Annotated in this window: 21 protein-coding genes; 9 read left to right on the top strand and 12 right to left on the bottom strand. The window is 64.8% G+C overall.

Annotation, left to right across the window (positions count from 1 at the left end; translation table 11 throughout):
- Positions 1–43: 43 nt before the first annotated feature.
- Positions 44–217 carry a hypothetical protein gene (locus CH275_RS29650; protein ID WP_179276323.1) on the bottom strand — a complete coding sequence of 58 codons (174 nt, stop codon included), beginning with the start codon at positions 215–217 and terminating at the stop codon, positions 44–46.
- Between the two features lie 195 nt (positions 218–412).
- Positions 413–1813, bottom strand: a complete 1401-nt coding sequence (locus CH275_RS24565; protein ID WP_094681110.1) for a glucose-6-phosphate dehydrogenase — start codon at positions 1811–1813, stop codon at positions 413–415.
- A gap of 61 nt (positions 1814–1874) precedes the next feature.
- On the opposite strand from CH275_RS24565, the gene CH275_RS24560 reads away from it, so the two are divergent.
- Entirely contained in the window at positions 1875–2477 is a 603-nt protein-coding gene (locus tag CH275_RS24560) for a hypothetical protein (RefSeq protein WP_094680767.1), read from the top strand.
- Here CH275_RS24560 and CH275_RS24555 read toward each other — a convergent pair.
- Entirely contained in the window at positions 2474–3046 is a 573-nt protein-coding gene (locus CH275_RS24555) for an isochorismatase family protein (protein WP_094680766.1), read from the bottom strand. The genes CH275_RS24560 and CH275_RS24555 overlap by 4 nt on opposite strands.
- A gap of 21 nt (positions 3047–3067) precedes the next feature.
- Between CH275_RS24555 and CH275_RS24550 the strand changes: the two genes are divergently transcribed.
- Positions 3068–3874, top strand: a complete 807-nt coding sequence (locus CH275_RS24550) for an MOSC domain-containing protein (RefSeq protein WP_094680765.1) — start codon at positions 3068–3070, stop codon at positions 3872–3874.
- Here the strand turns inward: CH275_RS24550 and CH275_RS24545 are convergent.
- The 4 genes from CH275_RS24545 to aspA all read right to left on the bottom strand — a co-directional run bounded on the left by CH275_RS24545 (position 3839) and on the right by aspA (position 8018).
- A complete protein-coding gene (locus CH275_RS24545) occupies positions 3839–4159 on the bottom strand; it encodes a hypothetical protein (protein ID WP_094680764.1) in 321 nt (106 codons plus the stop codon). The two genes, CH275_RS24550 and CH275_RS24545, sit on opposite strands and share 36 nt — an antisense overlap.
- Positions 4160–4221: 62 nt before the next feature.
- The gene (locus CH275_RS24540) at positions 4222–5142 is read right to left on the bottom strand and encodes an asparaginase (protein WP_256991195.1); all 921 of its coding nucleotides are present in this window, start codon (positions 5140–5142) and stop codon (positions 4222–4224) included.
- Entirely contained in the window at positions 5135–6574 is a 1440-nt protein-coding gene (locus CH275_RS24535) for an amino acid permease (RefSeq protein ID WP_094680763.1), read from the bottom strand. The genes CH275_RS24540 and CH275_RS24535 overlap by 8 nt, the downstream gene beginning before the upstream one ends.
- Before the next feature lie 4 nt (positions 6575–6578).
- Positions 6579–8018, bottom strand: coding sequence for an aspartate ammonia-lyase (gene aspA, locus CH275_RS24530; RefSeq protein ID WP_094680762.1), 1440 nt, complete (start codon positions 8016–8018; stop codon positions 6579–6581).
- 99 nt (positions 8019–8117) lie between these two features.
- Between aspA and CH275_RS24525 the strand changes: the two genes are divergently transcribed.
- Positions 8118–8822: a FadR/GntR family transcriptional regulator gene (locus CH275_RS24525; RefSeq protein ID WP_094680761.1), complete on the top strand. Its 705-nt coding sequence runs from the start codon at positions 8118–8120 to the stop codon at positions 8820–8822.
- Positions 8823–8858: 36 nt separating this feature from the next.
- Positions 8859–10274 carry an argininosuccinate synthase gene (gene argG, locus CH275_RS24520; protein ID WP_094680760.1) on the top strand — a complete coding sequence of 472 codons (1416 nt, stop codon included), beginning with the start codon at positions 8859–8861 and terminating at the stop codon, positions 10272–10274.
- Positions 10275–10440: 166 nt separating this feature from the next.
- Here argG and ligD read toward each other — a convergent pair whose 3' ends face one another.
- Positions 10441–11394 carry a non-homologous end-joining DNA ligase gene (gene ligD / locus CH275_RS24510; RefSeq protein ID WP_094680759.1) on the bottom strand — a complete coding sequence of 318 codons (954 nt, stop codon included), beginning with the start codon at positions 11392–11394 and terminating at the stop codon, positions 10441–10443.
- An 18-nt stretch (positions 11395–11412) separates the two neighbouring features.
- Positions 11413–12873, bottom strand: coding sequence for a helix-turn-helix domain-containing protein (locus CH275_RS24505; protein ID WP_094681108.1), 1461 nt, complete (start codon positions 12871–12873; stop codon positions 11413–11415).
- A 155-nt stretch (positions 12874–13028) separates the two neighbouring features.
- Here CH275_RS24505 and CH275_RS24500 point away from each other — a divergent pair, with 155 nt between their 5' ends.
- The 4 genes from CH275_RS24500 to CH275_RS24485 all read left to right on the top strand — a co-directional run bounded on the left by CH275_RS24500 (position 13029) and on the right by CH275_RS24485 (position 16272).
- Complete coding sequence (locus CH275_RS24500; protein WP_094681107.1) at positions 13029–14072, top strand: amidohydrolase family protein; 1044 nt, start codon at positions 13029–13031, stop codon at positions 14070–14072.
- A gap of 1 nt (position 14073) precedes the next feature.
- The gene (locus CH275_RS24495) at positions 14074–14856 is read left to right on the top strand and encodes an iron-sulfur cluster assembly protein (protein ID WP_094680758.1); all 783 of its coding nucleotides are present in this window, start codon (positions 14074–14076) and stop codon (positions 14854–14856) included.
- 5 nt (positions 14857–14861) lie between these two features.
- A complete protein-coding gene (locus CH275_RS24490; protein ID WP_094681106.1) occupies positions 14862–15887 on the top strand; it encodes an NAD(P)-dependent alcohol dehydrogenase in 1026 nt (341 codons plus the stop codon).
- A gap of 61 nt (positions 15888–15948) precedes the next feature.
- Positions 15949–16272: a putative quinol monooxygenase gene (locus CH275_RS24485; RefSeq protein ID WP_027498443.1), complete on the top strand. Its 324-nt coding sequence runs from the start codon at positions 15949–15951 to the stop codon at positions 16270–16272.
- A 9-nt stretch (positions 16273–16281) separates the two neighbouring features.
- On the opposite strand, the gene CH275_RS24480 is transcribed toward CH275_RS24485, so the two are convergent.
- The 3 genes from CH275_RS24480 to groL all read right to left on the bottom strand — a co-directional run bounded on the left by CH275_RS24480 (position 16282) and on the right by groL (position 19787).
- Entirely contained in the window at positions 16282–17184 is a 903-nt protein-coding gene (locus CH275_RS24480; protein WP_094680757.1) for an alpha/beta fold hydrolase, read from the bottom strand.
- Between the two features lie 40 nt (positions 17185–17224).
- Complete coding sequence (locus tag CH275_RS24475) at positions 17225–18013, bottom strand: RsiV family protein (RefSeq protein WP_094680756.1); 789 nt, start codon at positions 18011–18013, stop codon at positions 17225–17227.
- Positions 18014–18161: 148 nt separating this feature from the next.
- Positions 18162–19787, bottom strand: coding sequence for a chaperonin GroEL (groL, locus tag CH275_RS24470; RefSeq protein WP_032380280.1), 1626 nt, complete (start codon positions 19785–19787; stop codon positions 18162–18164).
- A 415-nt stretch (positions 19788–20202) separates the two neighbouring features.
- Here groL and CH275_RS24465 point away from each other — a divergent pair, with 415 nt between their 5' ends.
- The gene (locus CH275_RS24465) at positions 20203–21684 is read left to right on the top strand and encodes an amino acid permease (protein WP_094680755.1); all 1482 of its coding nucleotides are present in this window, start codon (positions 20203–20205) and stop codon (positions 21682–21684) included.
- The last annotated feature ends 23 nt before the right edge of the window (positions 21685–21707 follow it).

The following is a 21707-nucleotide window of genomic DNA, read 5'->3' as shown; positions in this document are numbered from 1 at the left end:
GACAAAGCCCCGGACCCGAACGAACCGGCCCGGGGCTTCGCGGCTAGCTTGCGCTGGAGATTCCCTCGGCGCTACCGGTGAAGAGTTCGGTGATCGCATCGGAGATGCCCGCGGCGATGCCGTCGGTGATGATTCCGCCGATACCGTCACCGATTCCACCGATGATTCCGCCGTCTTCGCCGCCGCCGAGAAGTCCGGTGATGAGTTCCCACAACATATGAATTGTTCCCTTCGAAAAATTGCCGAGGCCGTTCGGCCTGTGCGCCGTCCGAGCGACAAGAACATAACCTCGACCAAGGCGGTCGGGCCATCTTTCGGCAGTAAAAGTCATACGCCCCGTTTGTCCGGTTCAGAACCGGCCCTACGTCTTTGACCACCCGATTCCGGTCGTGCGCATGGGTAGGCGTCCGTTCTATCCGGTGATCAACCAGCCACACGGTGCAGCGAGTTGGTCGGCCTCGGCAGGGCCCATGGAACCGGGTGCATAAGGCTTCACCTCAGGCGGATCACTCAGCAACGGTGCCGCCACGTCCCATACGTGCGCCAAACCGTCGGGCCGGGTGAACAGCGAACGGTCGCCGCCCAGCACGTCGAGAATCAGGCGCGCGTACGGGCTGAGCGGCTCGGCGTCGGGTACCGATTCGAGCGGGAGTGCCAGGTGTCCGACGGACAGGTCGAAATCCGGTCCCGGCTCCTTGACCGTCATGGCGATGTCGATGGCCCCGTCACCCGAAAGGTCGAACGAGAGCACCGCGCCGTCCTCCGGCAGCTCGCCCAGCGGACTGTCGGCCGGCTTGCGGAACACCAACGAGACGCGTTGTTCGCTGACACCCAACATCTTCCCGGTGCGGAGCAGAAACGGAACCCCACGCCAGCGATCGGTGTCTACCCACAACTTGGCCGCGACGAACGTGTCGACTTTCGAGTTCTCGTCCACGCCCTCGACGTCGCGGTAACCGTCGTATTGACCGAGAACCACTTCGGCGGTGTCCAGCGGACGGAACCGGCCGATCACCGTCTCGCGAGCCGATTGCAGATCATCGGCCTTCAGCGATGCGGGCGGTTCCATCGCCACCTCTGCCGCGACCTGGAACAGGTGCGTGACGAGCATGTCCAGCACGGCACCGGTGGCGTCGTAGAACTCGGCGCGGTCGTCGATGTCGAGCGTCTCGGGGACGTCGATCTGTACCTGCGCCACGTGCTCGGAGTTCCAGATTCCACTGATCATTCCGTTGGCGAACCGCGCCACGTGCAGGTTCTGCGTCGCTTCCTTACCGAGGAAGTGGTCGATTCGATAGACCTGCTTTTCGTCGACCACCTCGTGGACGGCCTTGTCGAGTTCCTCGAAGTTGCTCTGCGAGGTCCCGAAAGGCTTCTCGTAGACCACCCGGGCACCGTCGGCCAGGTCGTGTGCACCGAGGGCCTTCGTGTAGTCGACGAAGGTGCTCGGCGGCAACGCGATGTAGTGCACCAACTGGGCGTCGTCGCCGATGTCCTTCTTCGCCTCGGCGACGACCTCGGGCAGCTTGCCGGGATCGTCGACGGTGAAGCCGTTGCCCGCGAAGCGGATTCGCTCGGAGAATGTCGACCAATCGTCCTCGGCCACGTTCTCGACGAACTCGTCGAGCACGCTGCGGACATGGTCGCGGAACTCGTCGTCGGACGAATCCTTACGCCCGTTGCCGATCAGGACCCATTTCTCGGGCAACAGGCCCTCGAGGTGAAGTTGGTAGAACGACGGCAGGACCATTCGCTTCGCGAGGTCTCCGGTTGCGCCGAAAAGGACGAATACAGTGGGTTGCGAGGACGCCATGACCTCCACTATGCACCGCACAGTTTGGGAGCGCACAGTGCCGACGAGGTGAGGGTGCACGATGACCAGATCACGGTTTCACGGTGAGATCTACGGGGTAGGCACTACGTCCGGTGTGCGGATCGTCGTCGGGCACTGGACGAAGTCGCCGCTCGGAGAGTTCACCGACGTCATGATCCAATTCGCCGACGGGAGACGCCTACTCGTCGCGCCCAACGAGGACGTCCGGGAATTCGTCACCGCCACGTACACCTTCGACGCCACCGAGCTCGTCCCGGTGACATTCGCCTCTCAGCAGGACGATTGGCGATCGGTGACAGCGGGTGACCTGTCGGTGCAGATCCGAGTTGCCGGGCCCACCGTACTCGGCCGCGCGTTGAGTCTCGTTCCCGACGCGGTGTCCACGGCACCATGGTTCTGTGCGATCAGTGACCCCATCGCCCGAGTGTTGCTGCGCGGAGTGCGCACCCGCGGCAGCGCCGGTGGCGGCCGACGCGAGTACTACGGGGCCAGGCACCAGCATCGCGTGACCGACGTGCGGGCATCGTGGCAGGGCGCGGATCTCGGATCGCTGACTCCCGTCACTCCCCCGGTGACCTTCGGGTTCGGAAGCACCCCTGCGGCACCGTCGGTCACGTCGATCACCACGACGATCGACAGTTAGACCACCGAAGCGCCGGATGCCCGCAGCTCGTCGAGGGCCGCGGCGGAGGACTCGGGCGCAACTCCCGCGACGAGGTCGGTGAGAACACACACGTTCAGCGTCTCGGCCACGGCATCCTTGGCCGACGCCAGAACGCAATAATCGGTCGCGAGTCCGACGACGTCGACGGCAGTGACCTCGTTGGCGGACAGGATCTCGGCCAGAGATGTCCCGTCCTCGGTGACGCCCTCGAACGCGGAATACGACGGCTTCCCCTGGCCCTTGTAGACGTGCACGTCGACCGAACCGGTCGCGTAGTCCGGGTGATACTCGGCTCCGACCGTGCCCGCGACGCAATGCACCGGCCAGGTGGTGACGAAATCCGGGGCGGCATCGGTGGCGAAATGGCCGCCGTTGTCGCCCACTGAGTCGTGCCAATCCCGCGAGGACACCACGAGGTCGTACTCGTCGCCGTGACGTGCCAGGTACGCACTGATCTTGCGCGCTACCTCGGCACCGCCGGCCACCGCGAGCGCGCCGCCCTCGGTGAAATCGTTCTGCACATCCACTACCAACAGAGCACGTGTCATGAAGACCAGTATCCTCGACGGGTGCGCGTGTCGTCTCTGGTGACCTATCCCGTCAAAGGCTGTGCTGGTGCCGTGCTCGACTCGGCACAGGTGAGCGCCACCGGGCTCGAACACGATCGAGCGTTCATGATCATCGATGAAGACGGCGCTTTTCGCAGTCAACGCACCGACCCCGTTCTCGCGGTCGTCCGATGTTCGGTGGGGGACGGGTCGTTGACCCTCGCGCATGCGTCCACCGGTTCGGTGACCGTGCCGGTGGACCGCGACTCCGAGGCGCGCGACATCACGATGTTCCGCGCGCCGATGCGCGGAATCGATCAGGGCAATCAGGTTGCTGCCTGGCTCACCGAGGTGATCGGAGAACCCTCGAGGCTGGTCGCCGCCCCGCGCGACCACGGCCGAGTCACCGACGGAATTCGGCCCGGCTCAGCACAATTCGCCGACAGCGCGGCGGTGCACATCCTCTCCACGGCCACCTTGGCCGGGCTCAACTCCCGTCTCGACGCACCGCTGCCGATGGATCGTTTTCGGCCCAACATCGTCGTCGACGGCTGGGACTCCCCGCACCGGGAAGACGAGGTACGCGAGGTCGGGATCGGGTCTGCTCGCCTCGCGTACACCAAACTCGCAATCCGGTGCGCCGTCACCACCGTCGAGCAGACGACCGGTGTGCGCACCGGCCCGGAGCCGCTGCGCACACTGGGCGACTACCGCCGCGGTCGGCAGAAGGGCGTCGCTTTCGGAGCGAAGTTCTCGGTGGTGCAGGACGGCACGGTGACGGTCGGCGACGAACTACACGTCGCGAGTTGGGGTGAGTCGGAGCTCTAGCTCGAACGGCATGTGATTGGCCCAGCCGTTGCGGGCGCGCAGCGAAACATGTTCTCCCGCATCGATTGAGACAGTTCTTCGGCCGGTACCCAGCGCCGCTCTCGTACCGCGGTACCGGATGAAGGCGGTGAGGTCGTGACTGCCCGGCTCGAGCGCATAGGTGGACGATGCGGTCCACGACTGCCGATGCTCGACGCCGTCGATCGTGATGAACGGCCGCGCCAACGCGCGCACGAGCGCCGCATTCACCCAGTGCGGAGCGAACTCGATCTCGATCGTGCCCATGTCATGCCTCCCGGTGTGGTGCGCCAAGTGACCAATATTTGCCTCCGCAGACGGGTTTCCGCCTACGAGAAGAAATTGTGGACAACCATCGCACCTGCTTCCGCGGCAATGAGCGCCGCCAACTGGACGCGTGCCTGCCCGGCCCGCAGTTCCCGGGAGAACACCGCACCCGCATCGAGCAGATCGTGCCCACCCCCACCGCCGCCGTAGGTCGGCGAGGTCTCACCGAACGGCACCCGCGTCGTGACGACCACGTGCACCCCGGCCGCCACTGCCTCCTTCACCGCATGGACGACGCGGGCGTTGGTGTTGCCCGAGCCCGTCGCCTCGAGCACGATGCCCGACGCCCCGGCCTCGCGGCACGCATCGATCTGCAGCCCGTCGGCCCCGGGATACAGCGCGACGATGTCCACACGGATCCCGGCAGTGGGGTTCCACTGCAGGGGTTTCGGTCGAGGAAGCTCCGCCGACCGAAACGCATCGAGCTCGGTGGTGTGCTTCTTGATCGCGCCCCGGGCAGGCAGCAACCGCCCACCGAACGCGATGAGCACACCGTGTTCGCACTGCGCAGCCGCCACCGCCGCAGCGATGTTGCTCGGGCCGTCCGGATCGACATGATCGGCAGTGCGCTGCGCACCGGTGAACACCACCGGACGCTCGTCGTCGTGGAACAGATCGACGTACAGCGCCGATTCCTCCATGGTGTCGGTGCCGTGCAGCACCACCACTCCGATGCAGCCGTCTTCGGCCAGAGCGTCTGCCACTGCAGTGCGAATCGTGTCGAGATCGGCGAAGTCCAACGCCGAGCTGTCCTTCGACATCACCTCGCGCACCCGAACACCGTCGACATCGACCCCGATACCGGCAACCGGCCGAGAGACACCGTGCTCGTCGCGACTGCTGGCAATCGTGCCACCGGTGGTCAGCAGCGACACGAAGCTGACCTTTTCGGGTCGTTCCTGCAGGCTCCACTCCTTACTCACTGCGCGCCGCCACCTCTCGAATTCGCTTGCGGCACAAGAACCATCCTCCGATGAGCATCGGCGCGATGAGCAGGATCGACGCCACCGTCCAGGTTCCCACCGGTTTGTCGAAGGCCATCAGCACGAGTACACACGCCAGGAAGCCTAGCGTTGCGTATCCGGTGTACGGCGCACCGAACAGTCGGAATGCAGGTCGGGTAACCGCGCCGGTCTTGGACAGCGACCAGAACTTCAGCTGACACGCCACGATGACGGCCCAGGCGCTGATGATGCCGAGGGCGGCGAGGTTGAGCACGATCTCGAAGGCCTGCGCCGGCACGACGGCGTTGAGTACGACGCCGAGCAGTGTCACCACCGAGGTCAAAGCGATACCGCCGTACGGCACTCCCGACTTGTTCATCCGCGCAGCGAATTTGGGGGCCGAGCCGGCGACGGCCATCGAGTGCAGAATGCGTCCGGTGGAGTACAGGCCGGCGTTGAGGGAGGACAGCGCTGCGGTGAGGACGACGAGGTTCATGATGGCGTCCGCGCCCTCGACGTCGATGGCTCCGAAGAACGTCACGAACGGACTCTCACCGGCCTGATAGGCGGTGTACGGCAACAGCAACGAGAGCAGTAGCACCGAGCCGACGTAGAACACGACGATACGGACGATGACGGTGTTGATCGCCTTGGGTATCACCTTCTCCGGGTTCTGGGTCTCCCCTGCCGCGGTGCCGACGAGCTCGATCGAGGCGTAGGCGAACACGACGCCCTGGATCACGACGATCGCCGGCAGCAATCCGTTGGGGATGAGACCACCGTTGTCGGTGAGCACACTCAGGCCCGGTTCCTGCCCGTCGATGGGGGTTCCGAAGATGACGTAGTAAGTGCCGATCGCCAAGAAGGTCACCAGGGCAACGACTTTGATGAGCGCGAACCAGAACTCCAGCTCGCCGAACACCTTGACCGACACCAGGTTCAGCCCGAGAACGAGCACCAGGCCGGCGAGCGCGAACACCCATTGGTCGACGTTACCGAGCGGAGCCCAGTACTTCTTGAAGAAGTTCATGTACAGCGCGACAGCCGTGACATCCACGACGGCCGTCATCGCCCAGTTCATCCAGTACAGCCAACCGGCCGCGAAAGCGACCTTCTCCCCGAAGAACTCGCGGGAATACGAGACGAACGATCCCGACGACGGTCGATGCATCACCAGCTCGCCCAGTGCGCGCAGGATCAGGAAGGCGAAGAATCCGCACAGCGCGTACACGAGCACCAGGGCCGGACCGGCGTCGTGCAGTCGGCCGCCGGCACCCATGAAGAGGCCTGTACCGATCGCGCCACCGATGGCGATCATCTGAATCTGGCGCGGAGCCAGCTCTTTTCGATACCCCAGGTCTTCCTCGCTGAAGGCCTTGTCGGTATCGACACTCCGATTCTCTGTGCTCATCGTGTCACCTCGTCGACGTCTCGGGAGCAACAGCATGCTCGGTGGGAGCCACCCGCAGATTCGCGAGATGCTCGGGACTCAGCAGTCGATCCAGCTCCTCGCGCGCCAGTAGGCCCTTCTCGAGTACGAGATCCACGACATTGCGTCCACTGACCAGCGCTTCCTGCGCGATGGCAGTGGATTCCACATATCCGAGGTACGGGCTCAGCGCGGTGACCAGACCGATGGAGTTCTCCACGCGCTCACGCAGCAGATCGACATTGGCGGTGATGCCGTCGACACACCGATGCGCGACGGTTCGGCACGCGGCACTCAGGTGCGCCATACCGTCGGACAGGGATTTGACGATGATCGGCTCGAATGCGTTGAGCTGCAGCTGCCCTGCCTCGGCGGCCATCGTGATGGTGACGTCGTGGCCGATCACCTCGTAGGCAACCTGATTGAGAACCTCGGGAATGACGGGGTTGACCTTGCCGGGCATGATCGACGAACCCGCCTGCATCGGAGGCAGATTGATCTCGTTGAAGCCGGCACGCGGACCGGAGGACAGCAGGCGCAGGTCGTTGCAGATCTTCGAGAGCTTCACTGCGACGCGCTTGAGCACACCGGAGAGGTGCACGAACTGTCCGACGTCCTGGGTGGCCTCGATGAGGTCCGTCGCGGTCACCAGCGGCAGGCCGGTGATCGTCCGCAGATGCGCGACGGCCGATTCGGTGTACCCGGCGGGTGCATTGAGCCCGGTGCCGATGGCGGTGGCCCCGAGGTTGATCTCGTGCACCAGCAGCGCCGCCTCTTCCAGGCGTGAGCAGTCCTCGTCGATCATGATCGCGTAGGTGCCGAACTCCTGCCCCAGGGTCATCGGCACCGCGTCCTGCAGCTGGGTGCGGCCCATCTTGACGACGGTGGCGAATTCGCTTGCTTTGCGGGAGAACGAGTCTCGCAGCACCTTCATCGATGCAATGAGCTCGTGCACCGCGAAGATGGTCGCGATGTTGACCGAGGTCGGGTACACGTCGTTCGTCGACTGCGAGGCGTTCACGTGCTCGTTGGGATGCAGCATGCTGTAGTCACCGTGCGGATGCCCGAGAATCTCCAGGGCGCGGTTCGCGATGACCTCGTTGGCGTTCATGTTGGTCGAGGTGCCCGCGCCGCCCTGAATGACATCGACGACGAACTGCTCGTGCCACTGACCGTCGAGAATCTCCTGGCACGCCGCGCGGATCGCTTCCCCGCGGGTGGCGTCGAGAATTCCGAGATCCTGATTGGCCGACGCGGCCGCCCACTTCACCGCCGCGAGGCCGCGAACCAGGTGTGCGTTGGTGGAGATCGGGCGCCCGGTGATGGGGAAATTTTCCAGGGCTCGCAGAGTGTGGATTCCCCAATACACGCTCGTCGGGATGTCACGTTCCCCGAGAAGATCCTTCTCGATGCGGGTATCGGCCACAGTGCGCTCCTAAGTGGGGGTGTCCAGCTGTCCGGCTGTCTGACAGGTAGAGTGTGGCGCAGAACACCTCATCGGTCAACCCCACGCTAGGATCACGTCATGAACCTGTCGGACAGCTGGGCAGTCAGTGCGCCCACGAACGCCCGGATGAGCGCAGCCGAGGCGGTGTTCGCAGACCTGCGCGCGGCGATATCGTCGGGCGAACTCCCCGTCGGTCAGAAGTTGCCGTCCGAGGCGGCACTTGCCGCCAGGCACAGCGTCAGCCGGTCCGTCATTCGTGAAGCTCTGCGTTCCTGCCACGCCCTCGGCCTGACCGAGACCAAGACGGGCCTGGGCACGTTCGTCATTCGCGACCGCGTCGGCAGCGACCTCGACATCGGTAACTACGCCGCCCGCGAACTCATGGAGGCCCGCCCGCACGTGGAGATTCCTGCCGCCGGCTGGGCCGCAGAGCGCCGCACCGACGAGGAGTTGACGGTGCTCGCCGGCCTGGCCGACGAAATGCGTTCGGAGGACGACCACGAGGCCTGGGTTCTGCTGGACGCGCAGTTCCACACCGCGATCGCGCGGGCGAGCAAGAATCGCGTGTTCGAGGCGATCATCGTCGATATTCGCGATGCCTTGACGCGGCAATCGGAGACCCTCAACCTCGTTGCACATCGGCAGCAGCAGTCCAACGTCGAGCACGACGCCATCGTCGACGGCATCCGATCCGGCGAGTACGACGCGGCAGCAGGTGCCATGACCGCGCACCTCGCTGCGGTGCGCAATGCGGTGGAGTCGCTCGCCGATCGGCCCAGCTGACCGAACGACTGAGCTGGCCCGACTAGGCTGCTTGCCGTGACGAAGGTATTGAACTCCCTCCCGGTCGGCGAACGAATCGGCATTGCATTCTCCGGTGGTCTCGACACCTCGGTGGCGGTCGCATGGATGCGCGAGCACGGCGCGATTCCGTACGCGTACACCGCAGACATCGGCCAGTACGACGAGCCGGATCTGTCCGATGTGCCCGAGCGCGGCCTGGCCTACGGGGCCGAGCAGGCGCGGCTCATCGACTGCCGTGAGCCGCTCGTCGAGGAGGGTCTGGCTGCACTGACCTGTGGCGCGTTCCACATTCGCTCGTCACTGCAGACGTACTTCAACACCACTCCCCTCGGCCGCGCGGTCACTGGCACGATGCTGGTGCGCGCCATGCAGGAAGACGGCGTCTCGATCTGGGGCGACGGTTCGACGTACAAGGGCAACGACATCGAGCGGTTCTACCGCTACGGCCTGCTCGCCAATCCGCAGCTGCGGATCTACAAGCCCTGGCTCGACGAGGCGTTCGTCGCCGAGCTCGGCGGCCGACACGAGATGTCGCAATGGCTCACCCAGCGCACCCTCCCCTACCGAGATTCCGCCGAGAAGGCGTACTCCACCGACGCCAACATCTGGGGCGCCACCCACGAGGCGAAGAAGCTCGAGTACCTCGACACGTCCCTCGAAATCGTCAGCCCGATCATGGGCGTTCGGTTCTGGGACCCCGAGGTGGAGATCGCGCCCGAGGAGGTCACCGTCGAGTTCGAGCGCGGCCGCCCCGTCCGGATCAACGGCAAGAGCTTCGACAGCCCCGTCGACCTGGTCATGGAAGCCAACGCCATCGGCGGCCGCCACGGCCTCGGCATGAGCGATCAGATCGAGAACCGCATCATCGAAGCCAAGAGCCGCGGCATCTACGAGGCACCCGGAATGGCACTGCTGCACATCACCTACGAGCGTCTGGTGAACGCCATCCACAACGAGGACACCGTCGCCTCGTACCACAACGAGGGCCGTCGACTCGGACGTCTGCTGTACGAGGGACGCTGGTTCGACCCGCAGGCACTGATGCTGCGCGAAGGTCTGCAGCGCTGGGTCGGCAACGTCGTCAGCGGCAGCGTGACGGTGCGTCTGCGCCGCGGCCAGGACTTCACCATCGTCGACACCCAGGGCACCAACTTCAGCTACCACCCCGAGAAGTTGTCGATGGAGCGCAGCCAGGGCCAGGCGTTCTTCCCCGGCGACCGCATCGGGCAGCTCACGATGCGCAACCTCGATATCGCCGATTCACGCAGCAAGCTCGAGCAGTACGCCGCGCAGAATCAACTCACGGCCTGGGGCGAACTGATCGGCGAACTCCCCGCAGGCGGAGCCGACGCCATCGCAGCCAGCAGCCCCGACAGTTCCGTGGACTCCTCGGCACTCGACCACGCCGCCATCGAGTCCGGCACCGACTGATCTCTGCGCAACTGGGTCGTTCCGCAGGCTCCACTCCTGCCCAAGCGGGTCGTTCCGCAGGCTCCACTCCTGCCCAAGCGGGTCGTTCCGCAGGCTCCACTCCTGCCGCCGAACTCGACGTTGTGGACGGATTTTCGCTGATTTCCGTCCACAACTTCGAGTTCGGCTACTCTTCGGGCTCCGTCAAACCCTCGTGCTCGTCCCGCTCCGCCCATTCGAGTAGCTCGTCGATTGCGAACACCGCATCGTCGATGCCCGCGTGAAGGTCACCCAGATCGGCGAATCTGGCGGGCACCGTGAACATCGTGAACTCACGAGGGTCGACGTCGGCAACCTCGTCCCAGGAAATCGGCGTCGATACCGTCGCCTGCTGATTTCCGCGCACCGAATACGCACTGGCGATGGTGTGATCACGGGCATTCTGGTTGTAGTCCACGAACAGTTTCGACGGGTCGCGGTCCTTGCGCCACCACGTCGTCGTCACGTCCTCGGGTGCGCGGCGCTCGACTTCCCGCGCGAAAGCCAGTGCCGCCCTTCGCAAGTCCTTGAATCCGTGGGCCGGGTCGATGCGTACGTAGATGTGCAGACCGTGTCCGCCGGAGGTCTTGGGCCAGCCGACGGCACCGAGATCACTCAGCACTTCCTGCACGACCCCGGCCACGCGTCGAACCCGGTCGAAGGAACAATCGGGCATCGGGTCGAGGTCGATGCGCCATTCGTCGGGCAGCTCGACGTCTGCGCGGCGGCTGTTCCACGGATGGAATTCGACGGTCGACATCTGCACCGCCCAGGCCACGTGGGCCAGTTCCGTCACACACAGCTCGTCCGCGGTGCGGTTGTAGCGGGGAAACGTCACCTGCACCGTCTCGAGCCACGGCGGCGCGCCGTTGGGCACGCGCTTCTGGTGCACCTTGTCGCCGGCCAGGCCCTTGGGAAAGCGGTGCATCATGCACGGGCGTTCCCGTAGCGCGCGCACGATGCCGTCGCCGACGCTCAGGTAGTAGTTCACCAGATCCAGCTTGGTGGCACCGCTCTCGGGGAAATAGACCCGGTCGGGGTTGGAGATGCGGACGCTGCGCTCGCCCACCGGTATCTCGATCGACGGTGAGCTACTGGCCATGGGTCCGAGGGTATGCGATCAGGAACGAAGCGTGATGCCGTATCGATCTCTCTTGCGGTAGATCGTCGCTCGGCTCATACCGAGTTCCTCGGCCGCCTCGTTCATGGTGATGCCGGGCCGAGAGAGCACGCGGATCATCTCGTCGCGCTCGAAGGTCTCGATGCGGGTGAGTCGATGGGTGCTGCGCGAGAGCACCTCGGGCGGCAGGTGCTCGACTCCGATGACGTCCGCGCGGATCGCGGCCTGATGCATCACCGTCGCCACTTCCGCCACGTTGCCCGGCCAGGAGTACTCCCGCAGTGCCCGTTCGGCAGCGGCGGTCAGAGTCACTGCCCGCCCGCGCACCCGGCCCGCGAGGTGCAGAGCGAGCGGCGAGATGTCTTCGGGGCGATGCCGTAGTGCAGGCAATTCGACGACCGTACGCAGCAGGCCTGCGAGTGCGGTGGGAACGTCGTCGTAATTCGACGCGGTGACGGTCACCGGCACGCCGTCGCCCGCGCGGCGAAGCAGTTCTGCCAACGTGTCCGCCGCACGCGCAGGCAGCCGGTCGACATCGCGAATGACCACAGCGGTATCGGGTTTCGGTAGTTCGGGGGTCCACAGGTCCAGCCAGGCTTCGACGTCACGGGCAGCGGGTGCACCGGCGCTGAGGATGCGGCCGCGGGGCCGGGATGCTCGTAGCGCTCGAGCCAGCACGGTCGCTCGACCCGATCCGGCCTCGCCGACCAGAAGCACCGAACCATGCTCGGCGAGTGCGGATTTCGCTGATTCGAGTGCGCCACGCCACGACGGTGAGAGTGCGTCGACGATCCCGGATCCTGCACCGCTGTGCGCAGTCTCGACTCGGAACACCTCACCGCGCGGGGCCGGCCGCGGATGCTGACCCTGCGACCGCGCGAGCATCATCGCCGAAGTGTTCCCCGCCGCCGACTGCGCAAGGGCCAGAAGCAGATCCGACGACGACTCCGACCAGGTGGTCAGATTGACGCAGCCCTCGACCCGGCCGGTGAGTGGATCGAGAACCGGAGCAGCCGCGCACGTGTACCCGGCGAGCGAGAGCGAATAGTGTTCGTCCGCCCGCACCACCGCGGGCACCTGATCCGCCAGCGCCAGCGCGAGGCCGTTGGTACCGGCCTGGTCCTCGGCATACGAGAAGCCGGGTGCCAGATGCACGCGGTCGAGCGCGGCCAGCAGTTCGCGATCGGCGCTGACGCGGTCCAACACGAGACCGTCGGCATCGGTCAGCATCATCGACACCGGTTCGTTCGCCAAGGTGTCGCGCAACCCGTTCAGTACCTCGCGACCGCATCGGTAGAACAGGGACTCGTCGTCGTAGGTTCCGGAGAAGACCGGAGCAACCTCGTCGAGTGACACCCCGTACCGCTGGCTGCGGTGCCACGACGCGAGGAGTCGATGCGAGACGGCAGCGAGGGGCTCCGAATGGAGTCGGGCCCGCGAGAGACCCCCGGAATCTGCCATGTGATCCAGGTTACATTCACGAGTCGCCATCCTTGCCGGGGCAACGTCTCGAATTGAGACGCCGAGGCCGACACGGAGGCTCGTTGCGGACCTACCGTCGTTCCCACAACGACGTGACGCACGTCACGTATCGCAGAACTCGGGAGGCACACCGCATGTACACCAAGAACGGCGAGAACTTCTTCATCGTCGACGCCCATGTCGCTCTGTGGGATGCGCGGGAGCAGAATCAGCGCAACATCCACGGCAAACAGTTCATCGACTGCTTCTACGACTACCACCGCAACCTCTCCCCCGAGAGCGAATTGTGGACGTACGACGAGTACCTCTACCAGGGCGGCGAGCGACTCATGCACGACCTGTTCGAGATCGGGTACGTGGATCACGCCATCTTCCAGCCCGCTCACCTCGGGGAGTTCTACAAGTCCGGCTTCGGCCAGACCGAGGAGGCCTCTGCACTCGCGGCAGCTCACCCGGACAAGTTGACGTACAACCACCACTTCGACCCGCGCAACGGCGAACGCGGCCTCGACCAACTGCGCGCGGACGCGGAACGCTTCGGGCTGAAGGGCGTCAAGCTGTACACCGCCGAGTGGCACGGCGATTCCCGCGGCTACAAGCTCGACGACGACTGGACGCGGCGCTACCTCGAAGTGTGCCGCGAGGTGGGCATCAAGAACATCCACGTGCACAAGGGACCGACGATTCGTCCGCTCGATCGTGACGCGTTCGACGTCGCGGACGTAGACCATGTGGCCACCGACTTCACCGATCTGAACTTCGTCGTCGAACACTGCGGACTGCCACGACTCGAGGACTTCTGCTGGATCGCGACCCAGGAACCCAACGTGTACGCGGGTCTGGCCGTCGCCATTCCGTTCATGCACACGCGCCCGAAGTACTTCGGACAGATCATGGGTGAGCTCCTGTACTGGCTCGGCGAGGATCGCATCTTCTTCTCCTCCGACTACGCGCTGTGGACGCCCAAGTGGTTGGTCGAAGGATTCGTCGACTTCCAGATCCACGAGTCCCTCGACGAATACGCACCGATCACGCTCGAGCAGAAGAAGAAGGTCCTGGGGCTCAACGCCGCGAAGCTCTACGACATCCCGGTGCCGGCAGAACTGCAGTTGCCCGACGCCGACGAGACCGAGACCGGACCGCGCCAGCCCGAGCGCGCCGATCTGGCGGCGGTCTGAGATGACGATAGTTGCAACCTTGTCGAGGCACGACGAGGCCTACGCCGCCCTCGGCGTCGTCCTGGATCCCGAATTGGACGAGCCCATCACCGATCTCGGCTTCGTCCGATCCCTCGAGGTCGACGAGGGCACCGTCCACGTTCATCTCCGGCTACCCACGTCGTTCTGCTCTCCGAACTTCGCGTACCTCATGTCGGGGGATGCGAAGGACGTCTTGACGGCGTTGCCGTGGACCGAGCGGGTTCTCGTCGAGCTGGACGATCACCACGACTCGGACAAGATCAACGCGGGACTCGCTGCCGACGCGGGATATCGAGGCACCTTCGGGCACGAGGCCGAAGAAGACCTGGAGGAATTGCGCGCGACGTTCCGCCGCAAGGCATATGTGGCGGCGATGGAACGGTCGCTCATGGCATGGTTGCGCGCCAATCCCGACTCGACCGAGAACGACTTGGCCGCAGTGGTTCTCGGAGACCTTCCGGATGATCGCACGTCGACCGCACTGCTTCGCCGCCGTGAGGCACTCGGGCTGCGGGTCGATCCGGCCGCTCCGGCTCTGGTCGATCACACCGGCCGTCCACACACCGGGGATCTGACGATGGTGATGCGGCGAGCCCGCGCCACCCGCGTCTCGATCGACGGCAACGCGCACTTCTGTCGCGGACTGCTGCAGACCCGCTACCCGGGTTCGGAGGAGCAACAAGTACCTCGCATGGAAGGCGCGTTCATCCCCCTCGCCACCCTCACCGTCCAGCACAGCACTACACAGGAGCAGTCACGATGAGCACGATGCGCGCAGTCCAGGTGGTCGGGTACCACAAGAATCTGGAGATGACCGAGGTTCCGATTCCGGAAGTACAGGGCCCACTCGACGTCATCGTCAAGATCGGCGGCGCAGGCGTATGCCGTACCGATCTGCACATCCTCGAAGGCCAATGGGCCGAGAAGTCCGGCGTCACACTGCCGTACACGATCGGGCACGAGAACGCCGGATGGGTGCACGCGGTCGGATCGGCCGTCACCAACGTCCGCGAGGGCGACAAGGTGATCCTGCATCCGTTGGTCACGTGCGGATTGTGCCGGGCGTGCCGGTCCGGTGACGACGTACATTGCGAGACAAGCGATTTCCCCGGAATCGATACCAACGGTGGGTATGCGGATTATCTGCGTACCAACGCCAGGACAGTGGTGAAGATCGACGAATCGCTCGAACCGTCCGCGGTGGCCGCACTCGCAGACGCCGGTCTGACGGCGTACCACGCGGCGGCGAAGGCGGCCAGGCGGCTGACTCCGCGCGACAAGTGCGTCGTCATCGGCGCAGGCGGCCTGGGCCACATCGGTATCCAGGTGCTCGAGGCGCTGTCACCCGCGGAGCTCATCGTCATCGACCGCAACGCCGATGCCGTGAAGCTCGCCCTCACTCTGGGTGCCGATCACGCGGTGGTCGCCGACGGCACTCAGGTCGACCAGGTCATGGAACTCACGGGCGGATTCGGCGCCGAGGTGGTACTCGACTTCGTCGGCGAGAACGGTTCCACCGCAGAGGGATTGGCCATGACCCGGCGCGCGGGCGACTATCACGTCATCGGGTACGGCGAGAACGTCGACGTGCCGACGATCGACCTGGTGTCGGCGGAGAAGAACATCGTCGGCAATCTCGTCGGGTCCTACAACGACCTGTGCGATCTGATGTCGCTCGCCGCACGAGGCGCGGTGAATCTGCACACGCAGACCTACTCGTTGGACGACTTCCAGAGCGCCATCGACGACCTCGACAACGGACGGGTTCGCGGACGCGCGATTCTCGTACCGTGAAACCGGGTAGTACCAAAAGCCGTCACCACAACTACCGTCACATCGAACACAGGGAGCAACGTTGATCTTCATCACCGCCAAGTTCAAGGTCAAGCCCGAGCACGCCGACAACTGGCCCGAGATTTCACGCGACTTCACCGAAGCCTGCCAGGCCGAGGAGGGATGCCTCTGGTATTTCTGGTCGCGCACCCTCGACGACCCCACCGAGTACGTCCTGGTGGAGGCCTTCAAGGACCCGGATGCCGGTGCGACGCACGTGAACTCGGATCACTTCAAGCAGGCCCAGAAGGATCTACCGCCGTACCTGCAGGAGACACCGAAGATCATCAGTCAAGAGGTGGACGGCACCGACTGGAACGAACTGGGCGAACTCGCTGTCGACTAGTTCGTACGACTAGTCCCGTTCGCGATCCCGGACCACCTGGCCCAGCGTCACGACGGCGTCTGCGAACTGCCCCGGTAGTTCCTGAGGCGGGTTGTGGCCGCAATCGACCTGTCGAACATCGATCAGGTCGGTGAAGTGCGCCGCGTGGTCCGGGCTGCCGTACAACGAGGCGACGGTGTCCTCGGTCGGGTCGATCACGACCGTGGGCACCGTGATCCGCGGTTGCTGTGTGAGCAGTGCCTGCGTCGCTGCGTAGGCCGCATCCCCCGCCTCGACGCCGTAGCGGTGCCGGTAGGAATGCACGGACACGTCCACGAAGTCGGGGTTGTCGAACGAGGGTGCGGTGGCCGCGAATTCGGAGTCGCCGAACCGCCAGGTCGGCGACCAATCCGTCCACAGCGTCTGCGCGATCTCTGCACGGTAGGCCGCGAGCCCGGCGCGGCCCCGCTCGGAGTGCAAGTAGTACTGGTACCAGTATCGCTTCTCCAGATGTGGTGGCACCGGCGTGGACACTGCCGCAGCGATGTTCTGCACCAGGTATCCGGACACGCTCACCAGTCCGGACACCAACTCGGGCCACACCGCGGCGACGACGCAGGCCGCTCGCCCACCCCAGTCGTAGCCGGCGACGATGGGCCGGTTCAGCTTCAGCGCGAGAATCAGCTCACGGAGGTCGTGTCCGATCGCGGCCTGCTCTCCGGAGCGCATCGTGTCCGCGTCGACGAACCGGGTAGGTCCGAAGCCGCGCAGGTACGGCACCACCACGTCGTAGCCGGATTCGGCGAGCAGCCTGGCGACGTCGTCGTAACCGCGTGGGTCGTACGGAAACCCGTGCAGCAGCACCACCGAGCGACCGGACGGATCGCCGACGCGGTCGAACTCCACATCCAACACTCCTGCGCGAATCATCATGGGTCCATGCTCGCACTGCGGCGGCGGTCAGTGCCGACAGTCAACTGCTCAGCACGTCCTGCATGCCGGGCGCGAGGACATCGGACAGGTCGGTCCATGGCACGGTGATGGTGATGAGGCCGATGCCATAGGCCCCCACCTGGTAGTCACCGAAGTGAATGTTCATCCCTTCCGGTGATGCGGTCCAGTTGCCGAAGTTGGCCACCGTCGGCTCGATGCCCGAGCGTTCGAAGTTCTCGCCTGCGCGGGTGGCCGGCAGGATCTTCGCTGCTCGGTCCGACAGCCGGGCCAGGCCCGTATCGAGGTCGGTGAAGGCATCGCCGAGGGTGATCGGCTGTGCGGTGTCGGCGTCGATCGTCACGGTCGAGATGAGCGAGTCACCATGGGCACCGGCCGGCACGGCGATCCAGTCGGTGATCTGTTCGGAACTGATCACGCGCCTACCGACGTAGGTAGAGCTTGGCGTGTAGCCGTCGCTGAGGACGAAGTCCTGTCCGTTGTGGCCGTCGATCAAGTCCTGCAATGCCGCCCGCATCGACTCGTTGAATTCCGCCGTCACGGCGGGATTCCCACCACTGAGCTGCGGAATGGCGACGTCGTACGTGGCATGCTCCGTCGATCCGGTGATCCGAGTGCTGCCGACGACGTACGGCTCGGCGGCATTGGAGGTAGTGGGCACCGCTGTGGTCGTAGCCTCGGCGCGCTCGGTCGTGGCCGGTGCATCGGTGGTCGTCGGCGCGGACGCGGGCGCGGCGGTTCCCGAGGTGGAACAACCCGCGAGGGCCGCGGTCACGGCAAGTGCGGCAGCCATCGAGCGGATGCGAGTCATGACCGACCCTAACCACAAACTCGACGGGTAGCACCGCGAATCGGGTGCAACTGACCGCGCTGAGCGCGGTTGACTGCACCCGATTCACGCACGAAAAAGCCCGGCACCTCGAAAGGTGCCGGGCTGTTCTCGTGCGTGAGGGCTGGACTCAGAAGTCCATGCCGCCCATGCCACCGGTCGGATCGCCGGCGGGCGCTCCGGCCTTCTCGGGCTTGTCGGCGACGACGGCCTCGGTGGTGAGGAACAGAGCCGCGATGGACGCTGCGTTCTGCAGTGCCGAGCGGGTGACCTTGACCGGGTCGTTGATGCCTGCAGCGAGCAGGTCCTCGTACTCGTTGGTCGCGGCGTTGAGGCCGTGACCGGCGGGCAGGTTGGCAACCTTGTCCGCAACGACGCCGGGCTCGAGGCCCGCGTTGAATGCGATCTGCTTGAGCGGAGCGGACAGTGCGACGCGAACGATGTTCACGCCGGTTGCCTCGTCACCGTCGAGCTTGAGGTTGTCGAGTGCGGGCGCTGCCTGGAGCAGTGCCACGCCGCCACCGGCGACGATGCCTTCTTCGACGGCTGCCTTGGCGTTACGCACTGCATCTTCGATGCGGTGCTTGCGCTCCTTGAGCTCGACCTCGGTTGCGGCTCCGGCCTTGATGACTGCAACGCCACCGGCCAGCTTGGCCAGGCGCTCCTGCAGCTTCTCGCGGTCGTAGTCGGAATCGGAGTTCTCGATCTCGGCGCGGATCTGGTTGACGCGACCGGCGATGGCGTCGGAATCTCCCGAGCCCTCGACGATGGTGGTCTCGTCCTTGGTGATGACGACCTTGCGTGCCTGACCGAGCAGCTCGAGTCCGGCGGTCTCCAGGGAGAGGCCGACCTCTTCGCTGATGACCTCGCCGCCCGTGAGGATGGCGATGTCGGCGAGCTGCGCCTTGCGACGGTCACCGAATCCGGGAGCCTTGACGGCAACGGACTTGAAGGTGCCACGGATCTTGTTCACCACGAGGGTGGAGAGAGCTTCGCCCTCGACGTCCTCGGCGATGATGACGAGCGGCTTGCCGGACTGGATGACCTTCTCCAGCAGCGGCAGCAGGTCCTTGACGGTGCTGATCTTGGAGCTGACGAGCAGGATGTACGCGTCTTCGAGGACGGCTTCCTGACGCTCTGCATCGGTGGCGAAGTACGCCGAGATGTAGCCCTTGTCGAAGCGCATCCCCTCGGTGAGCTCGAGCTGCAGGCCGAAGGTGTTGGACTCCTCGACCGTGATGACGCCTTCCTTGCCGACCTTGTCCATTGCCTCGGCGATGAGCTCGCCGATGGACGGGTCGCCTGCGGAGATGCCAGCGGTAGCAGCGATCTGCTCCTTGGTGTCGATCTCCTTGGCGGACGCGAGCAGAGCCTCGGTGACGGCTGCAACAGCCTTCTCGATGCCGCGCTTGAGGCCGAGCGGGTTCGCGCCGGCTGCGACGTTGCGCAGGCCTTCACGGACGAGTGCCTGGGCGAGAACGGTAGCGGTGGTGGTGCCGTCGCCTGCGACGTCGTCCGTCTTCTTGGCGACCTCCTTGACGAGCTCGGCACCGATCTTCTCGTAGGGATCTTCGAGCTCGATCTCCTTGGCGATGGAAACACCATCGTTGGTGATCGTGGGAGCTCCCCACTTCTTCTCGAGTACGACGTTGCGACCCTTGGGGCCCAACGTCACCTTTACTGCGTCGGCGAGGGCATTGAGGCCTCGCTCGAGGCCACGGCGTGCCTCTTCGTCGAACGCGATGATCTTGGCCATTGCGAAGTGATCCTCCGGATTGGGGGTGACACATTGCTGGCCGAGCTCGGTGCCCGCGACGGACGACCAGGGGTGTCGTTGATTCCCCGGCCTCACCGTGTCCCGACCTGGCACTCACGTGTCGAGAGTGCCAACTGCATTTCTAGCACTCGACCATGGCGAGTGCAAGGTCGACCACCGGTACCGGCCGAGGGGCGAACCACGACAACCCCATGCCCGACGCCACCGCCCGCCGAAGTTGCGAGCAGATGCTCAGCCGAACGAGCCTCCTTCACACACTGTTTACACCCGCCGCATTTGTTTACACAGGCCGCCTTCCGTATGCGAGACGGACCCTAATAACGTTCGGAGACAGTGCAATTCACGTCTGCAAATTCGGACAAAACCCCATAAATGCGACAGTAAGGATCGAAACATGTCCGATACGGTCGACACCTCGTACGACAACTCGGCGATGGACCACGAGGAAGAGGGCTACCACAAGGGCCTCAAACCTCGGCAGTTGCAGATGATCGCGATCGGTGGCGCAATCGGCACCGGCCTGTTTCTCGGCGCGGGTGGCCGCCTCGCCAGTGCCGGGCCCGGCCTCTTCCTCGCCTATGCCCTCTGCGGGATCTTCGTCTTCTTCATCCTGCGCGCCCTCGGTGAGCTGGTGCTGCACCGCCCGTCGTCGGGCAGCTTCGTCTCGTACGCTCGTGAGTTCTTCGGTGAGAAGGCCGCTTTCGTCGCCGGCTGGATGTACTTCCTGAACTGGGCGATGACGGCCATCGTGGACGTCACGGCCATCGCGACGTACATGCACTACTGGGGCAGCTTCGAGGTGATCCCGCAGTGGGTCATCGCCTTGATCGCCCTCGTCATCGTCATGAGCCTCAACCTCGTCTCGGTCAAGTGGTTCGGCGAGATGGAATTCTGGGCTGCCATCATCAAGGTCATCGCGTTGGTGACGTTCCTGATCGTCGGCGTCGTGTTCCTCGCGGGCCGCATTCCCGTCGGTACCCAGATGCCCGGCATCAGTCTCATCACCGACAACGGCGGCTTGTTCCCGTCGGGTGCGTGGCCGCTGGTCATCGTCATCTCCGGCGTCGTGTTCGCCTATGCCGCAGTCGAATTGGTGGGTACCGCGGCGGGTGAGACCGAGAACCCGGAGAAGATCATGCCGCGGGCGATCAACTCGGTCATCGCACGTATCGCACTGTTCTACGTCGGCTCGCTCGTACTGCTCGCACTGCTGATGCCGTACACCGCGTACCAGTCCGGGACGTCACCGTTCGTGACGTTCTTCTCGAGCATCGGCCTCGGCGGCGCGGGCACCATCATGAACATCGTGGTGCTCACCGCAGCGTTGTCCAGCCTCAATGCCGGTCTGTACTCGACGGGCCGCATCCTTCGATCGATGGCGATGAACGGCAGTGCCCCGGAATTCACCAAGAAGATGACCAAGGGCGGCGTTCCGTTCGGCGGCATCCTGCTCACCTGCTTCATCACGCTGTTCGGTGTCGCGCTCAATGCCATCGCTCCCGGCGAGGCATTCGAGATCGTGCTGAACATGTCCGCACTGGGCATCATCGCCAGCTGGGCCACCATCGTGCTGTGCCAGATCCAGCTGTACCGCTGGTCCAAGAAGGGCATCGTGGAGCGGCCCAAGTTCCGCCTGTTCGGAGCGCCGTACACCAGCTACGCGACTCTGGTGTTCCTGTTCGGCGTACTGGTGCTGATGGCCTTCGACGCCCCGATCGGCTCGTGGACCATCGCCACCCTGGTGGTCATCGTTCCCGCACTGATCGGCGGGTGGTACCTGGTGCGCACCAAGGTGCTCTCCGTCGCCGAGGAACGCCTCGGCTACACCGGTCAGTACCCGGTGGTGGCGAACCGTCCGGTCGATCCGGAGGAGTGACCTCATGAGTGAAGGCCCCACAC

Source organism: Rhodococcus sp. 06-235-1A (assembly GCF_002258785.1).
In the GTDB taxonomy this organism is placed as follows: domain Bacteria; phylum Actinomycetota; class Actinomycetes; order Mycobacteriales; family Mycobacteriaceae; genus Rhodococcoides.
Note: the sequence above shows the minus strand (reverse complement) of the source record. Positions and strands in the feature narration are given on the sequence as shown.